This window comes from Exiguobacterium sp. UBA7533 (assembly GCF_002479335.1).
GTDB lineage: Bacteria > Bacillota > Bacilli > Exiguobacteriales > Exiguobacteriaceae > Exiguobacterium_A.
This window is the reverse complement of record NZ_DLMP01000008.1, coordinates 375-13967: the sequence shown is the minus strand read 5'-3', so window position 1 is coordinate 13967 and position 13593 is coordinate 375. Positions and strand designations below refer to the sequence as shown.

The following is a 13593-nucleotide window of genomic DNA, read 5'->3' as shown; positions in this document are numbered from 1 at the left end:
ATAGGACGCTGCCAGGCGATCGTTCCGCAATAGCTCAGCGGTAGAGCAACCGGCTGTTAACCGGTAGGTCGTAGGTTCAAATCCTACTTGCGGAGCCATTTATTACTTCTTCACCACGTACAATGGAGAGCTGTCCGAGTGGCCGAAGGAGCACGATTGGAAATCGTGTAGGCGTCAAAAGCGTCTCAAGGGTTCGAATCCCTTGCTCTCCGCCATCATCACTTTCAATTCAGAATGGCCCGTTGGTCAAGCGGTTAAGACACCGCCCTTTCACGGCGGTAACACGGGTTCGAATCCCGTACGGGTCACCATTTATAGCGTCGCGGGGTGGAGCAGTCTGGTAGCTCGTTGGGCTCATAACCCAAAGGTCGTCGGTTCAAATCCGGCCCCCGCAATTACATACGGTCCTGTGGTGTAGCGGTTAACATGCCTGCCTGTCACGCAGGAGATCGCGGGTTCGAATCCCGTCAGGACCGCCATTGTTAAGGCTTTGTAGCTCAGTTGGTAGAGCAAAGGACTGAAAATCCTTGTGTCGGCGGTTCGATTCCGTCCAAAGCCACCATCTTTATTAACAACATGATTTTCCCATTTGTGGGGGGGTAGCGAAGTGGCTAAACGCGGCGGACTGTAAATCCGCTCCCTCGGGTTCGGCGGTTCGAATCCGCCCCCCCCCACCACCATAGGGGCATAGTTTAGCGGTAGAACTACGGTCTCCAAAACCGTCAGCGCGGGTTCGATTCCTGCTGCCCCTGTTTACCATGGCGATTGTGGCGAAGTGGTTAACGCACCGGATTGTGATTCCGGCATTCGTGGGTTCAATTCCCATCAGTCGCCCTCTTATTATTGGGCTGTAGCCAAGTGGTAAGGCACTGGATTTTGATTCCAGCACGCGAAGGTTCGATCCCTTCCAGCCCAGCTTTTCAAGCGGAAGTAGTTCAGTGGTAGAATACGACCTTGCCAAGGTCGGGGTCGCGGGTTCGAATCCCGTCTTCCGCTCCAATGAGTGGCGCCATAGCCAAGTGGTAAGGCAGAGGACTGCAACTCCTTTATCGTCAGTTCGATTCTGACTGGCGCCTCCAACTATTTCTCAATTAAATAGTTTTGCAAGAGATTGTGCCGGTGTGGCGGAACTGGTAGACGCGCACGACTCAAAATCGTGTTCCTTTGGAGTGTCGGTTCGATTCCGACCACCGGTATCTTGCGGGTGTAGTTTAATGGTAAAACCTCAGCCTTCCAAGCTGATGACGAGGGTTCGATTCCCTTCACCCGCTTTATACTTTTTACACAATCTGATGTTTCACCTGATCATGCGGGTGTAGTTTAATGGTAAAACCTCAGCCTTCCAAGCTGATGACGAGGGTTCGATTCCCTTCACCCGCTTACCTAAAAAGAGCAATGTGTCGTTTTCGCTGACACCTTGCTCTTTTTGTTTAGGAATGGGATTTTAAAGAGGAAAGGAGTAGATCGTGATGGATGGTGTACAATTGAAATTGGCTTTACAAGAGTACGCAGCAGAGATTGGAATCGATGAGCTGAAGGTGACGACGGCTGACCCTTTTCTTGTTTTAAAACGTAGACTCCAAGCACAACAGGAGAAAGGATTTGCTTCTGGTTTCGAAGAGCCCGATCTCGATCTACGAACGACTCCTGCGTTACTCGTAGAAGATGCTGCTTCGATCATTGCCATTGCGGTCGCGTATCCAAGTACTCTCAAAAATGCACCTCGTGGCAAGGAAGGGGAGCGACGGGGGATTTTTTGTCGATCGTCCTGGGGACTGGATTATCACCAGGCGTTGCGACAACGCTTGACGTTACTTGAAGAAAAAATTCAAGAATTGAGTCCAGGTGCAAGGACGCGCTCCATGGTCGATACAGGAGAACTCGTCGATCGAGCAGTAGCAGAACGAGCAGGTATCGGATTCAGTGGGAAAAACTGCTCGATCATCAGTGAAGAGCACGGATCCTATCTCTATCTTGGTGAACTGATTACAGATATCGTCCTACCGCCTGATCAGCCAGTCGAAGAATTATGCGGGACATGCAATAAATGTATCGATGCTTGTCCGACGGATGCGCTAGTTGAACCTGGTGTCATCGACGCTAAACGATGTATCTCGTTTTTAACACAGACGAAAACGTTACTGCCAGAACCGTTTCGGATGGCGCTTGGGAACCGTCTGTATGGGTGTGATACATGTCAGCAAGTATGTCCATATAACCGGAAGAAGAATGCGACACATCATGTTGAACTACAACCGGATCCGGAGCAGGTCAAACCGCTCCTTGTTCCACTCTTATCAATGAGTAACCGTGAGTTCAAGAGTCGTTTCGGAACATTATCCGGAGCATGGCGTGGTAAGAAGCCGATTCAACGTAATGCGATTTGTGCGCTTGTTCATTATCGAGACAAGAGTGCTATTGACGCGCTACGGTTAATGACGGAAACAGATGCCCGCGAAGACATGCGGGCGCTTGCACTCTGGGCAGTCGGTCGGATTGGCGGAATTGATGAGAAGTCGTACATCGAATCCCGTCTTTTAGCAGATACTGCAGTGGATGTTCAGACAGAAGGACAACGGTTAATTGAAGAGTGGGGGGAAGCAGATGCCATTTCAACAGCTCACTTATAAGTTCGGTACATTGCTCGTCGCATGGGAAAAAGAGCAAATCGTGTACCTCGACTTTGGGTTGAATAAAGATCGTGCTCGGACCTATTTAGCAGAAGAGACAGACGAAGGTACATTACCGAAAGCTTGGCGTATGGCGTTTGATCGTTATGCACAAGGAGAGGTACAAGCGCTTGATGCGCTTCCTTGTCAGTTGCGTGTCACACCATTTACAGAGAAAGTGTTACAAGCTTTGCGAACCGTTCCGTTCGGTCAGACGATCAGTTATGGTGAACTGGCTCGAATGATTGGAAAACCACAGGCAGCACGAGCTGTTGGCGGTGCCTTGAATCGGAATCCGATCGCATTGATTTATCCATGCCACCGTGTCATCGGGGCGACCGGTAAATTGACGGGTTTCGCAAGCGGAATTGCCCATAAAGAAGCGCTTTTAGCGCATGAGATAGGAGAGAATTGAACCATGGCTATTCATGTCGTTATGTATCAACCGGAAATTCCTCAAAATACAGGTAATATTTCGCGAACATGTGCAGCGACGCATTCCGTCCTTCACTTGATCCGACCGCTCGGCTTTTCGACAGACGATAAGCAACTTAAACGTGCGGGTCTTGACTACTGGGAATTTGTCGATGTCCGTTATCATGATTCGTTAGAAGAACTGTGGGAAAAACATCCGGAAGGTATCTTCTACTATATTACGAAATACGGGGAACAGTACCCAAGTCAGATTGACTTATCGGACGTTGAACAGGACTATTTCTTCGTCTTTGGTCGGGAAACAAAAGGATTGCCGCTTGAAGTCATCGATGCAAACGCAGAACGGTGTATCCGTTTACCCCAATCGAATCTCGTTCGTTCACTGAACGTCTCGAACACGGCAGCGATCATCGTCTATGAAGCATTACGTCAGCAAGGATACGCAGGTCTTCTGTAAAGCAAAAGCTCCATCCTGATTCAGGATGGAGCTTTTATGAGTTATTCGTTACCTTCAGGTTTTTTGTTGTAGCCTGCAGTGAAGATTGCTGTCAAAAACGCAAGACTTACGCCGACCATTAAGATAAATGCCATTTTTGTTTCCCCCTTCAGTCTCTTGAACCGATATAATCTATTATAGTATACCTGTAAGTGAAATTGTGTGCTACATATGAATTTTCTATGAATGGAGACTCCACATGCGTACGAACGTTTACCTATTAAGTTATGCCCCACTGATCAGCATCTTGTTATTTAGTACATCCCTTGCGATCGCGACGACGGAACTTGCATTGCATTGGCTCGATCAAGTCGGCGTGTACGATGAACTGCTCCAGCTACTGACGGCACGTGATACGAAGCTCGTCGTTTGGCTTGGTTTTTTGATCGTCTATTTCATGATCTTTAGTTCGCTTAAACTACTATCGGACACGATCAATCAGCTCGGTTTCGCCTTTTTCATCAAAGAACAAGAGGGAACGACACTCGGTATGTTACGTCCGGGCAGTATTCTCCTGCTCGTCGGAGGATGTGTCAGCTTTGCTTTCATGACGTCCTTCTTGCACGTTGGGATCGTATTGCTTGTATCCTTCTTCATCTATTTTATCTTTTACACGGTACAGATTAGTAAAATGACGAGTGCGGCTGGAGCTGTTGGGTTGATAATCTTCTCCTTCTTAGCCTGGGGCGTTCTACTCGCTGGTCTATCATGGGTTGGTCTGACCTTATTCAATTCCTTTGGAGAAGCAATTTTATTTCCGAGTTGACTCAAGGACGTAAAATCGTCGCCCACGTCTGGACCTGTAACGTTGCATTGGCTTCAGCAGGGAAAGGGCGGGGACGGTCAGCTCCTAACCAAATACCCCCGATGTGTTGATTTTTGATACCGACGAACCACATATCCTTATTATCATTCGTTGTTCCTGTTTTTCCTCCGATATAGCGCGCGGAAGGATCGTATCCTTTGCGCCCTGTTCCATACGTCATGACATTCTTTAAACCAGCCCGTAATTCACGGTTCGTCTGACTGGACCAAATCCGTTGTTCCTTTTCCTGCGGTCGTTCGACCGTTCCGTTTCGAAACGTAATACTTTTGATCATCGAAGCCGGTCGATAGAGCCCGTCATTTACGAATACGGTATAGGCATTTGTCAGTTCAAACGGACTAATGCCGTACTGCAAACCGCCCAAAGCGCTCGTGAAGGCATCATCCTTCCGTGTCCACTGACTGAAATGGAACGGACGGATGGACTTCAATCCTTCTTGGAAAGAAACAGCAAAAGCACGGATCGCTGGTGTGTTATAGGAATAAGCGATCGCATCGGCAATCGTCACTTGTCCAAGGATCCGATTTCCGCTATTTGATGGACAGTATCCATCGATACAAACAGGACTACCGTCTAACGTACTCGACAATCGAGCTTTCGTCTTCTCGAGATAAGGGCCATAGACAAGTAAAGGTTTGATGGATGAACCAGGTTGTCGGTACGACTGCACTGCTCGGTTGAACTGACCGGTCAAATTTGATTTGTAGCCGACTAAAGCCGTAACCCCGTGTGTTTGTCCATCAATGCCAACATAGGCTCCCTCAATCGGGTCTGGTAGACGACGAAGAGCTTCTTTAGCTCGTTGTTGCTCGGCTGAGTCGAGATATGTCGAAATGATCGCACCTTGTTGATGTAGATATTCCGAAGCATGCTTCTCACTCCATCCGTGCTGTTGAGCGGTCATCCGGATGGCAGCTTGGACGGTTGCATCGATATAGTCCGGATAAGGAACCCGCGGCTTATAGGATCGAGGTGTCACATGAGAAATAGTAAAATCTTTCGTCAGTACACGATCGCGCACTAATGCTTGAGCGATTCGTTGCTGACGTTTTTTTGTATTTTCAGGAAAACGAAGCGGATCGTAGAGTGACGGATTGTTCGGAATCGCTGTCAAAAAGCTGATTTCAGACCAATTTAACTCGCGCGCTGGCTTATTGAAATATGATTTTGCGGCCAGTTCGATCCCGTAAATATTATTCGCGAAATATGCTTGATTGACATAAGCCGTCATTAGTTCTTTTTTAGAATATTTCTGTTCTAAAGAAACAGCGATTAACAACTCTTTTATTTTTCTAGTATATGTTTTTTCGTTTGATAGGTATGTCATTCTTGCTAGTTGTTGTGTGATCGTACTTCCGCCTTGGGATTTAGAATCAGACTGGTTTTTAGTAAATGCACGTAAGATTCCTGTGATGTCATAACCGTCATGTTGATAAAAACGTTGATCTTCGATTGCTACAAACGCTTGCTCGACTTTTTTGGGTAATGTTCGAGGCGTTAAGTCATCCCGTCGCAATCCGTCATAGAGCTCGACCTGTTTGTTTTCATAGGTTACGGTGATTGGTTGGTAGGAGGTCAGTGGATGTCGTGTCGTCTGTTCGTCGGCCCAGAAAAAAAGTGTGCGTGCTGTTTTTAACTCATCTTTAATTGAAAATAAGGAAAACAGAAGCATCATCGTAAGACCAAGTAAGACGAGATATCCTGTCGTAATTCGCATGAGAACTCCTTTCAAAAAGCCATTTCATTCCTATTATCGGTCTTTTATGGAGAAATCAATAGATTTTTTTTCGATTTTTGTATTTTAATAAACCTATTTTGCAGGAATGTTATATTAAAAAGAGAAAAGATTGGGTATATAGAAGTATCTGTGGATTTTATAACTCAAATTGTCTGAAAAAAAAGAGCATAAATGGAGGGGACGAAATGGCTAAAAAGAATGTCGTTGCGATGTTACTTGCGGGCGGAGAAGGGAAACGTCTGGGAGCTTTAACGAAACATACTGCAAAACCAGCTGTTGCATTTGGAGGAAAATACCGCATCATTGATTTCCCGCTTTCGAACTGTACGAACTCAGGAATCGATACAGTCGGCGTGTTAACGCAATATGAACCACTTGAATTGAACCGCTATCTCGGAATCGGGAGTGCGTGGGATTTAGATCGACGTAACGGTGGTTTAACGATTCTACCTCCTTACCAAGCTCAAAACGGAAAGAACTGGTATGAAGGAACAGCAAATGCCATTTATCGAAACATGAGTTACATCAACCAATTCGACCCTGACTATGTACTCGTCCTATCAGGCGATCATATTTATAAAATGGATTATGAAAAAATGATCGAGGAGCATCGACTTGGTGGAGCTGACGTGACGATTTCTGTACGTGAGGTTCCATGGGAAGAAGCACCACGATTCGGAATTCTCAATACCGACGATGATCTCCGGATCAATGAATTCGAAGAAAAGCCAGAGAATCCAAAATCGAATCTCGCATCGATGGGAATCTATGTCTTTAACTGGGATGTATTGAAGCGTCATTTGATTCAAGATGCAGGGGATGCGGAATCAAGCTTCGACTTCGGTAAGAACATCATTCCGAACATGCTCTTTGAAAATCTGAATATCCGTGCGTATAAATTCAAAGGATATTGGAAAGACGTTGGAACGATTCAATCGCTCTGGGAAGCAAACATGGATTTGTTGACGGCAGAACCAGAATTTGATTTATACGATCCATCCTGGAAAGTCTATTCTGTCAACCCGAACCAACAACCTCAATATATCGGGAACGCCGCAACGGTCGAGTCATCAATCATCAATGAAGGATGCCATATCGAAGGTGAAATTAATCATTCAGTCCTCTTCCATGGTGTAGAAGTAGCGGAAGGATCACTCGTCAAAGACTCAGTCATCTTCCCGAACGTTAAAATCGGACGAGACGTCACGATTCACCGGGCGATTTTAGCAGATGGTGTCATCGTTGAAGATGGTGCGACGATTGGATCTCCGGACGGAGAAGTCTTCGTCATTGAAGCAGACAGCATCGTTAAAAAGAACGAAGTCATCAAAGAAGCAATTCAATAAGGGGGATATTCGAATGAAGGTCGATTTATTAGGCGTCATCAATCTAAGTGGTGAAGAAGGATTTTTCAAAGAACTAACAGAGCATCGTAACTTGGCAGCTGTGCCATTTGCGGGTCGTTATCGATTGATCGATTTTACATTAACGAACATGGTACAAAACGATATCGCGAACATCGGAATTTTTACGCTTGAAAAATATCGTGGGATGATGGATCACCTCGGCTCAGGAAAAGAGTGGGATCTTGACCGTTCAAACGGTGGACTCTACATCTTCCCGCCTGCATTATCACAAGATGCGAATGAGTTCCGGGGAGATCTCTCAAACTTCCACCTTCATCGCGATTTCTTCCTGCGCAGTAAGGAGAACTATGTCGTCGTCTCTGGTTCGAACATCTTATCAGCCGTAGATTATCGTGATGTCTTGCGCGAACATAAAGAATCGAATGCGGATATCACAGTCGTTTATACGAAGCGTGAACTGCCTTGCAAATACTGCCGTCCAATTCGCTTTGGCGAGCAGAACCGCGTGACTGCAATCGGATCACGAGGATTCCAGCCGACTGATGAGACGTTCTACATGGAAACGGTCGTTCTATCGAAGAACCTATTCGTTCGTTTGATTGATGAGGCGATTGCGCGTGGCGAGTACGATTTACTACAAAGTATCATCCGTTCGCAGCTAAATCGCTTGCATGTACATGGTTATGAATATCGTGGTACATCACAAGTCATCCACTCACTTCGTTCATACTACCGTGAGAGCATGCTATTGCTTGAACAGTGGGGAGCAATCAACGACTTCCAGCATGTCTACACGAAAATCAAGCATGAACCGCCGACACGTTATTTGCCAGGTTCAGCGATTAAGAACTCACTCGTCGCAAACGGCTGTAAGTTAGAAGGCACGACGACGGATAGCATCCTGTTCCGTGGTGTTAAAGTCGGAAAGCATGCGCGCGTCAAAAACTCGATCATCATGCAAAAATCGGTCATTGAAGAAGGCGCGGTCGTTGAGTACGCGATTCTCGACAAAGAAGTGACCGTCAAACGCGGTCAAGTCATTCGCGGTACGGCAGAAGAACCAATCGTCATCAAAAAACAAACAATCGTTTAAAGGAGATGTCATTCATGAAGGTATGGTTTGCTGCCACGGAAGCGACACCCTTCATCAAGACAGGGGGGCTAGCTGACGTCGTCGGCTCGCTCCCTTTAGCGCTTGCTGAGGAAGGGGCAGACGTTTCGGTCGTCTTACCCAATTATGGTCAAATCAAGGAACAATACAAATCAGAGATGGAGTTTTTATTCGACTTCATCGTACCAGTTGGCTGGCGACAGCAATTTGGTGCTGTCCTCCGATTAAAACAAGATGGTGTAACGTTCTATTTCATCGATAATGAGTACTATTTCAAACGCGATGGTGTCATTTATGGACATTATGATGATGCGGAACGATTTGCGTATTTTTCACGTGCCGTTCTTGAGATGATTCAACATCTCGATCGGAAAGAAGTACCGGACGTCATCCATTGTCACGATTGGCAAACAGGTGTGATTCCGGCGTTCCTACGAATCCATTATCAGCACCTAGAGCGCTATCAAGATATTAAAACGGTCTTTACGATTCACAATCTACAATATCAAGGTGTTTTCCCGGAGGAAGTACTCGGTGATTTACTTGGATTGAGTCATGAACACTTCACAGCCGATGGTATTGCTCATAACGGTCTCGTCAATTACATGAAGGCAGGACTCGTCCATTCCAATCAAATCACGACAGTCAGTCCATCATATCGTGATGAGATCATGGATCCGTATTACGGTGAGACGCTTGAACCCGTCTTACAACATCGCGCTGTCGACGTACGCGGAATCTTGAATGGAATCGACTATCGTCAATTTGATCCTGCACATGATACGCATCTCGTTGAGACGTATTCGGTCGATACCGTCACGGAAGGAAAGGCGAAGAACAAAGCTGCCTTACAAGAAGAACTAGGTCTCCCCATCAATCCGGATGTACCATTGTTTGGTTTCGTTTCTCGTCTCGTCGACCAAAAGGGGATTGATTTGCTCGCGCATATCTTGCCAGATTTGTTTGAACTCGATGCGCAGTTCATCATCCTTGGATCAGGTGAAGCGGAATATGAAGGGTTGTTCCATCATGCGACATCGATTCGTCCAGACAAAATCGCTTCTTACATCGGGTTCGACGTTGGTCTCGCGCAACGAATCTATGCGGGCAGTGACGCCTTCTTGATGCCTTCGCGTTTTGAACCATGTGGTCTCAGTCAGTTGATTTCGATGAAGTACGGCTGTTTACCAGTCGTCCGGGAAACAGGTGGTCTTCGTGATACGGTCAAGCCATTCAATCAGTTTACGTTAGAAGGAAATGGATTCTCGTTCGCGAATTATAATGCACATGAGTTTTTAGAAGCGATTAAACGTACCATTGAGGTCTATCATGATCGCCCGGTCTTTGAGCACTTGATTGAGACAGCGATGAATGAGGATTTCAGTTGGTTGCGTTCAGCCGACGAATACTTGGCGTTATATCGTTTGATTGCACCGTCCGCCACTTGATCGTATCACTGGGAAAAGGAGTTACGTCATGTTCAAAGATATAGAGAAGTTCAAGGAGAGGTTTACGGAACGATTCGTTTCGATGCATGGCAAGGCAATAACGGAAGCAACAGAAAACGATATCTATCAGACACTTGCTTATCTGGTACGTGAGACGGTCACGACCGATTGGTTACGGACAAAGGAAACATATACCCATAAAAAAAGTAAGCAAGTCTATTACTTTTCACTCGAGTTTTTGCTCGGACGTTTCTTGCATAACAACCTATTAAGTCTTGACGTCTTAAAGGATGTGGAACGGGGACTGGAAGAACTCGGATATCAGCTCAGTGATCTGACAGAAGAAGAGCCGGAACCAGGACTCGGAAACGGAGGTCTCGGTCGTCTCGCAGCCTGTTTTCTTGATTCCTTGGCTGCGCTTGGTCTACCGGGACATGGGAACGGTATCCGATACCAATATGGTCTGTTTAAGCAAAAAATCATCGATGGCTATCAAGTCGAGTTACCGGATAACTGGCTGAAGAACGGAAACATGTGGGAAATTAGACGTTCTGATAAAGCGGTCGATATTTCATTCGGTGGACATGTGTGGCTCGAAGAAGTCGGTGATGGGTATCGCGTCCATCATGAACCGACTGAAATCGTCCGTGCTGTTCCGTACGATATGCCGATCGTTGGCTATCAAAACAAGGTTGTCAATAACCTGCGACTCTGGAGTGCTGAGTCTCCACTTGATGATGATGAATTACTTAGTCAATACCGTGGGAACTATAAAGATTTACTGGCACATAAACAATCGATTCAGACGATTTCAGAGTTCTTGTATCCGGATGATACGACGTACGAAGGAAAAGAACTCCGTCTGAAGCAACAATATTTCTTCGTCTCTGCAGGATTACGGAGTATCTTGACGTCCTTTAAAAAACGAAACCATTCATTGAAGCAACTCGGGAATCATATTGCCATTCATATCAATGATACGCATCCGGTCGTCGCGATTCCGGAATTGATGCGGATTCTTGTTGATGAAGAAAGGTTTGGATGGGAAGAAGCGTGGCGGATCACGAAGAGTGTCATGTCGTTTACGAACCACACGTTATTATCAGAAGCACTCGAACGTTGGCCGGTTGATTTGTTCCGTCGCTTGTTGCCACGCATCTATCTCATCATCGAGGAAATCAACCGACGCTTCTGTAAAGATGTGCTGGCGAACTATCCACACATGGAAGCACATATGCGAGATATCGCCATCATCGCGGACGATCGGATCAACATGGCGAATCTGGCTGTCGTCGGCACGCATTCAACGAACGGTGTCGCTCAGATTCATACTGAGATTCTGAAGCAGCGCGAGATGCGACTATTCTATGAGATGTTTCCGCTTCGATTTAATAATAAGACGAACGGGATTACACATCGTCGCTGGTTTCTCTCATCGAACCCAGCACTGGCAAACCGTGTGACAGAAGCGATCGGGGATGGTTGGATTCAGCATCCGTCCGATTTGCAAAAATTGACGAAATGGGCAGAGGATTCAGCACTGCAGAAGGACATCGCCGAGATCAAGCTTCAGCGTAAGGAAGAATTAGCGTTGCTCATTGAAAAGGAAACAGGTATCGTCGTTGATCCAACCTCGATTTTTGATGTTCAAGTCAAGCGATTGCATGCGTACAAACGTCAACTCTTAAATGCGTTACACATTCATTCGCTCTATTATCGTCTGAAGGAAGACCGTTCCTTTACGATGACACCGCGGACATTCATCTTTGGTGCAAAGGCAGCGCCAGGCTATCATTATGCAAAAGAAGTCATTCGTTATATCAATGCGTTAGCTCGCTTAATTAATCAGGATCCAGAGGTCAGCCCATACTTGAAAGTCGTCTTCCTAGAAAACTATCGTGTATCGCTTGCTGAAAAGATTTTCCCGGCAAGTGATGTCAGTGAGCAGATTTCGACTGCCAGCTATGAAGCCTCTGGAACCGGCAATATGAAGTTCATGATGAATGGCGCTTTGACGATTGGAACGCTCGACGGAGCGAACATCGAAATTCGAGATGAAGTTGGGGATGCGAACATCTTCATCTTCGGCTTAACGCCGCAGGAAGTCATGAATTATAAGCAATACGGCGGTTATAGTGCGTATGATCAATACAGTGCCCAACCCGAGTTGCGACGAATCATCGATAGTCTCGTCGACGGGACATTATTTGCTCCGGGTGAATTCCAAGCAATTTACGATTCATTATTGACGTATAATGATGAGTATCTGATCCTGAAAGACTTCATGTCGTATCAACAAGCGCAGGAACGTATCGATCGGATGTATCAGCAACCGGAAGAATGGTATAAACGTGTCATTCTTAATATTGCTCGGTCAGGTGTGTTCTCAAGTGATCGAACGATTAAAGAGTATGCGAATGCGATCTGGAACATCAAACCAATTCAACTCTAAACAAAAAAACACTGACAGATATTTCTGTCAGCGTCTGATGTTTACGAACGGGAGACGTCTTCACCGCGGCTGACCCAATCACTATAAGAGCCGGCGTAGAGCCGGACATCGGTTTTCCCGAGTGAGTGGAGAGCGATGACATTGACGCACGCTGTCACACCGCTTCCACAGTAGAGGATAGGTGCCGTGACCGGCAGGATGTCGGCGTATAGTTCTTTCAAATCTTCCGCGTCTCGTAAACGACCATCTGGTGAGAGTGCTTGTTCAAAGTAACAATTTACGGCACCCGGAATGTGTCCGGCGACATGATCGAGTGGTTCGATTTCTCCGCGATACCGATCGGGCGCTCGGGAATCGATGACCAGCGTTTCTGTCAGCTGATCCTTTAGCTCTTCGAACGAGACGAGCATCTCGTCTTGGAAACGCGGCGTGTACTGAGAGGATTCATAAGTAAAAGTCTCGTCTGTAACCGGAAGATCGAACGCTAGGTAAGAGGAGAATCCGCCCTCGAGAACGACGACACGCTCATGTCCGATCCATTTAAATAACCACCATGCACGAGCGGCATATGGAAAACCATCGTCATACAAAACGACGAAGTCTTCCGGGGTCACACCATGCTGTTCCAGTGTGTGTTGCCACGCTTCTTTTGAAGGAAGCGGATGCCTACCGCCGACCTCATCGATTGGACCAGAAAGGTCAGTCGTTAAATCCAGGTGCTGTGCACCTTCGACGTGTTGTTCTAAGAAAGCATTTCGTCCATATTCAGGTTGTTGTAAGTCATAGCGGCAGTCAAACCAGCGAATCTGATCCGTACGGACGAGCTGTTGAAGGTCTGCCATTTGAATCGTAGGAAACATGCCTCATCACCTTACCCTTTCTAGTGTTAATCATATGAAAGGTATCGCATCATCGCAAGTCTTACCCTCATTCAAAAAGGAGTCGATTTACTATGTCATGGAAAGAAACCTATCAAAAATGGGATCAGTTCGCTGATCTTGACAGTACATTAAAAGAAGAACTCGTCACGCTAGCAGCGGATGAAAAAGCA

Annotated in this window: 10 protein-coding genes and 15 tRNA genes; 23 read left to right on the top strand and 2 right to left on the bottom strand. The window is 46.4% G+C overall.

From position 1 onward, the window contains the following. Positions 1 to 23: 23 nt before the first annotated feature. From B2U10_RS11295 to B2U10_RS11205, 19 genes are all read left to right on the top strand, one after another. A tRNA-Asn gene (locus B2U10_RS11295) sits at positions 24 to 98 on the top strand. A 26-nt stretch (positions 99 to 124) separates the two neighbouring features. Continuing rightward, positions 125 to 215: transfer RNA gene (locus B2U10_RS11290), tRNA-Ser, on the top strand. Positions 216 to 236: 21 nt separating this feature from the next. Further along, positions 237 to 311, top strand: a tRNA-Glu gene (locus tag B2U10_RS11285). Between the two features lie 10 nt (positions 312 to 321). Continuing rightward, positions 322 to 395 (top strand) — tRNA-Met (locus B2U10_RS11280). Between the two features lie 8 nt (positions 396 to 403). Then, positions 404 to 479: transfer RNA gene (locus tag B2U10_RS11275), tRNA-Asp, on the top strand. Positions 480 to 486: 7 nt separating this feature from the next. Beyond that, positions 487 to 562 (top strand) — tRNA-Phe (locus B2U10_RS11270). 31 nt (positions 563 to 593) lie between these two features. After that, positions 594 to 677 (top strand) — tRNA-Tyr (locus B2U10_RS11265). 4 nt (positions 678 to 681) lie between these two features. After that, positions 682 to 752 (top strand) — tRNA-Trp (locus B2U10_RS11260). Positions 753 to 761: 9 nt separating this feature from the next. Further along, positions 762 to 834, top strand: a tRNA-His gene (locus B2U10_RS11255). Positions 835 to 844: 10 nt separating this feature from the next. Further along, a tRNA-Gln gene (locus B2U10_RS11250) sits at positions 845 to 916 on the top strand. 8 nt (positions 917 to 924) lie between these two features. Further along, a tRNA-Gly gene (locus B2U10_RS11245) sits at positions 925 to 999 on the top strand. Positions 1000 to 1005: 6 nt separating this feature from the next. After that, a tRNA-Cys gene (locus B2U10_RS11240) sits at positions 1006 to 1079 on the top strand. 36 nt (positions 1080 to 1115) lie between these two features. Continuing rightward, a tRNA-Leu gene (locus tag B2U10_RS11235) sits at positions 1116 to 1196 on the top strand. Between the two features lie 4 nt (positions 1197 to 1200). Continuing rightward, positions 1201 to 1271: transfer RNA gene (locus B2U10_RS11230), tRNA-Gly, on the top strand. Positions 1272 to 1309: 38 nt separating this feature from the next. Continuing rightward, positions 1310 to 1380: transfer RNA gene (locus tag B2U10_RS11225), tRNA-Gly, on the top strand. Between the two features lie 89 nt (positions 1381 to 1469). Further along, positions 1470 to 2630 carry a tRNA epoxyqueuosine(34) reductase QueG gene (gene queG, locus B2U10_RS11220; protein ID WP_290787775.1) on the top strand — a complete coding sequence of 387 codons (1161 nt, stop codon included), beginning with the start codon at positions 1470 to 1472 and terminating at the stop codon, positions 2628 to 2630. After that, positions 2605 to 3084 carry a methylated-DNA--[protein]-cysteine S-methyltransferase gene (locus tag B2U10_RS11215; RefSeq protein WP_290787772.1) on the top strand — a complete coding sequence of 160 codons (480 nt, stop codon included), beginning with the start codon at positions 2605 to 2607 and terminating at the stop codon, positions 3082 to 3084. The genes queG and B2U10_RS11215 overlap by 26 nt, the downstream gene beginning before the upstream one ends. A 3-nt stretch (positions 3085 to 3087) precedes the next feature. Then, positions 3088 to 3561: a tRNA (uridine(34)/cytosine(34)/5-carboxymethylaminomethyluridine(34)-2'-O)-methyltransferase TrmL gene (trmL, locus tag B2U10_RS11210; protein ID WP_023467320.1), complete on the top strand. Its 474-nt coding sequence runs from the start codon at positions 3088 to 3090 to the stop codon at positions 3559 to 3561. A 238-nt stretch (positions 3562 to 3799) separates the two neighbouring features. Next, positions 3800 to 4366, top strand: coding sequence for a DUF5366 family protein (locus B2U10_RS11205; RefSeq protein ID WP_035409453.1), 567 nt, complete (start codon positions 3800 to 3802; stop codon positions 4364 to 4366). A 1-nt stretch (position 4367) separates the two neighbouring features. On the opposite strand, the gene B2U10_RS11200 is transcribed toward B2U10_RS11205, so the two are convergent. Then, on the bottom strand, positions 4368 to 6143 hold the full coding sequence (locus B2U10_RS11200; RefSeq protein ID WP_290787769.1) for a transglycosylase domain-containing protein: 1776 nt from the start codon (positions 6141 to 6143) through the stop codon (positions 4368 to 4370). Between the two features lie 206 nt (positions 6144 to 6349). Here B2U10_RS11200 and B2U10_RS11195 point away from each other — a divergent pair, with 206 nt between their 5' ends. Genes B2U10_RS11195 through B2U10_RS11180 form a run of 4 tightly spaced genes read left to right on the top strand, consistent with a single transcriptional unit; the run spans position 6350 to position 12542 of the window. After that, entirely contained in the window at positions 6350 to 7510 is a 1161-nt protein-coding gene (locus tag B2U10_RS11195; RefSeq protein ID WP_290748557.1) for a glucose-1-phosphate adenylyltransferase, read from the top strand. A gap of 13 nt (positions 7511 to 7523) precedes the next feature. Continuing rightward, positions 7524 to 8624 carry a glucose-1-phosphate adenylyltransferase subunit GlgD gene (gene glgD / locus B2U10_RS11190; RefSeq protein ID WP_035409446.1) on the top strand — a complete coding sequence of 367 codons (1101 nt, stop codon included), beginning with the start codon at positions 7524 to 7526 and terminating at the stop codon, positions 8622 to 8624. A 14-nt stretch (positions 8625 to 8638) separates the two neighbouring features. After that, the gene (gene glgA / locus B2U10_RS11185) at positions 8639 to 10090 is read left to right on the top strand and encodes a glycogen synthase GlgA (RefSeq protein WP_029340919.1); all 1452 of its coding nucleotides are present in this window, start codon (positions 8639 to 8641) and stop codon (positions 10088 to 10090) included. Between the two features lie 28 nt (positions 10091 to 10118). Further along, entirely contained in the window at positions 10119 to 12542 is a 2424-nt protein-coding gene (locus tag B2U10_RS11180; protein WP_290787766.1) for a glycogen/starch/alpha-glucan phosphorylase, read from the top strand. A gap of 41 nt (positions 12543 to 12583) precedes the next feature. Here the strand turns inward: B2U10_RS11180 and B2U10_RS11175 are convergent, their stop codons facing one another. Beyond that, positions 12584 to 13402 carry a sulfurtransferase gene (locus tag B2U10_RS11175; protein WP_290787763.1) on the bottom strand — a complete coding sequence of 273 codons (819 nt, stop codon included), beginning with the start codon at positions 13400 to 13402 and terminating at the stop codon, positions 12584 to 12586. Between the last annotated feature and the right edge of the window lie 191 nt (positions 13403 to 13593).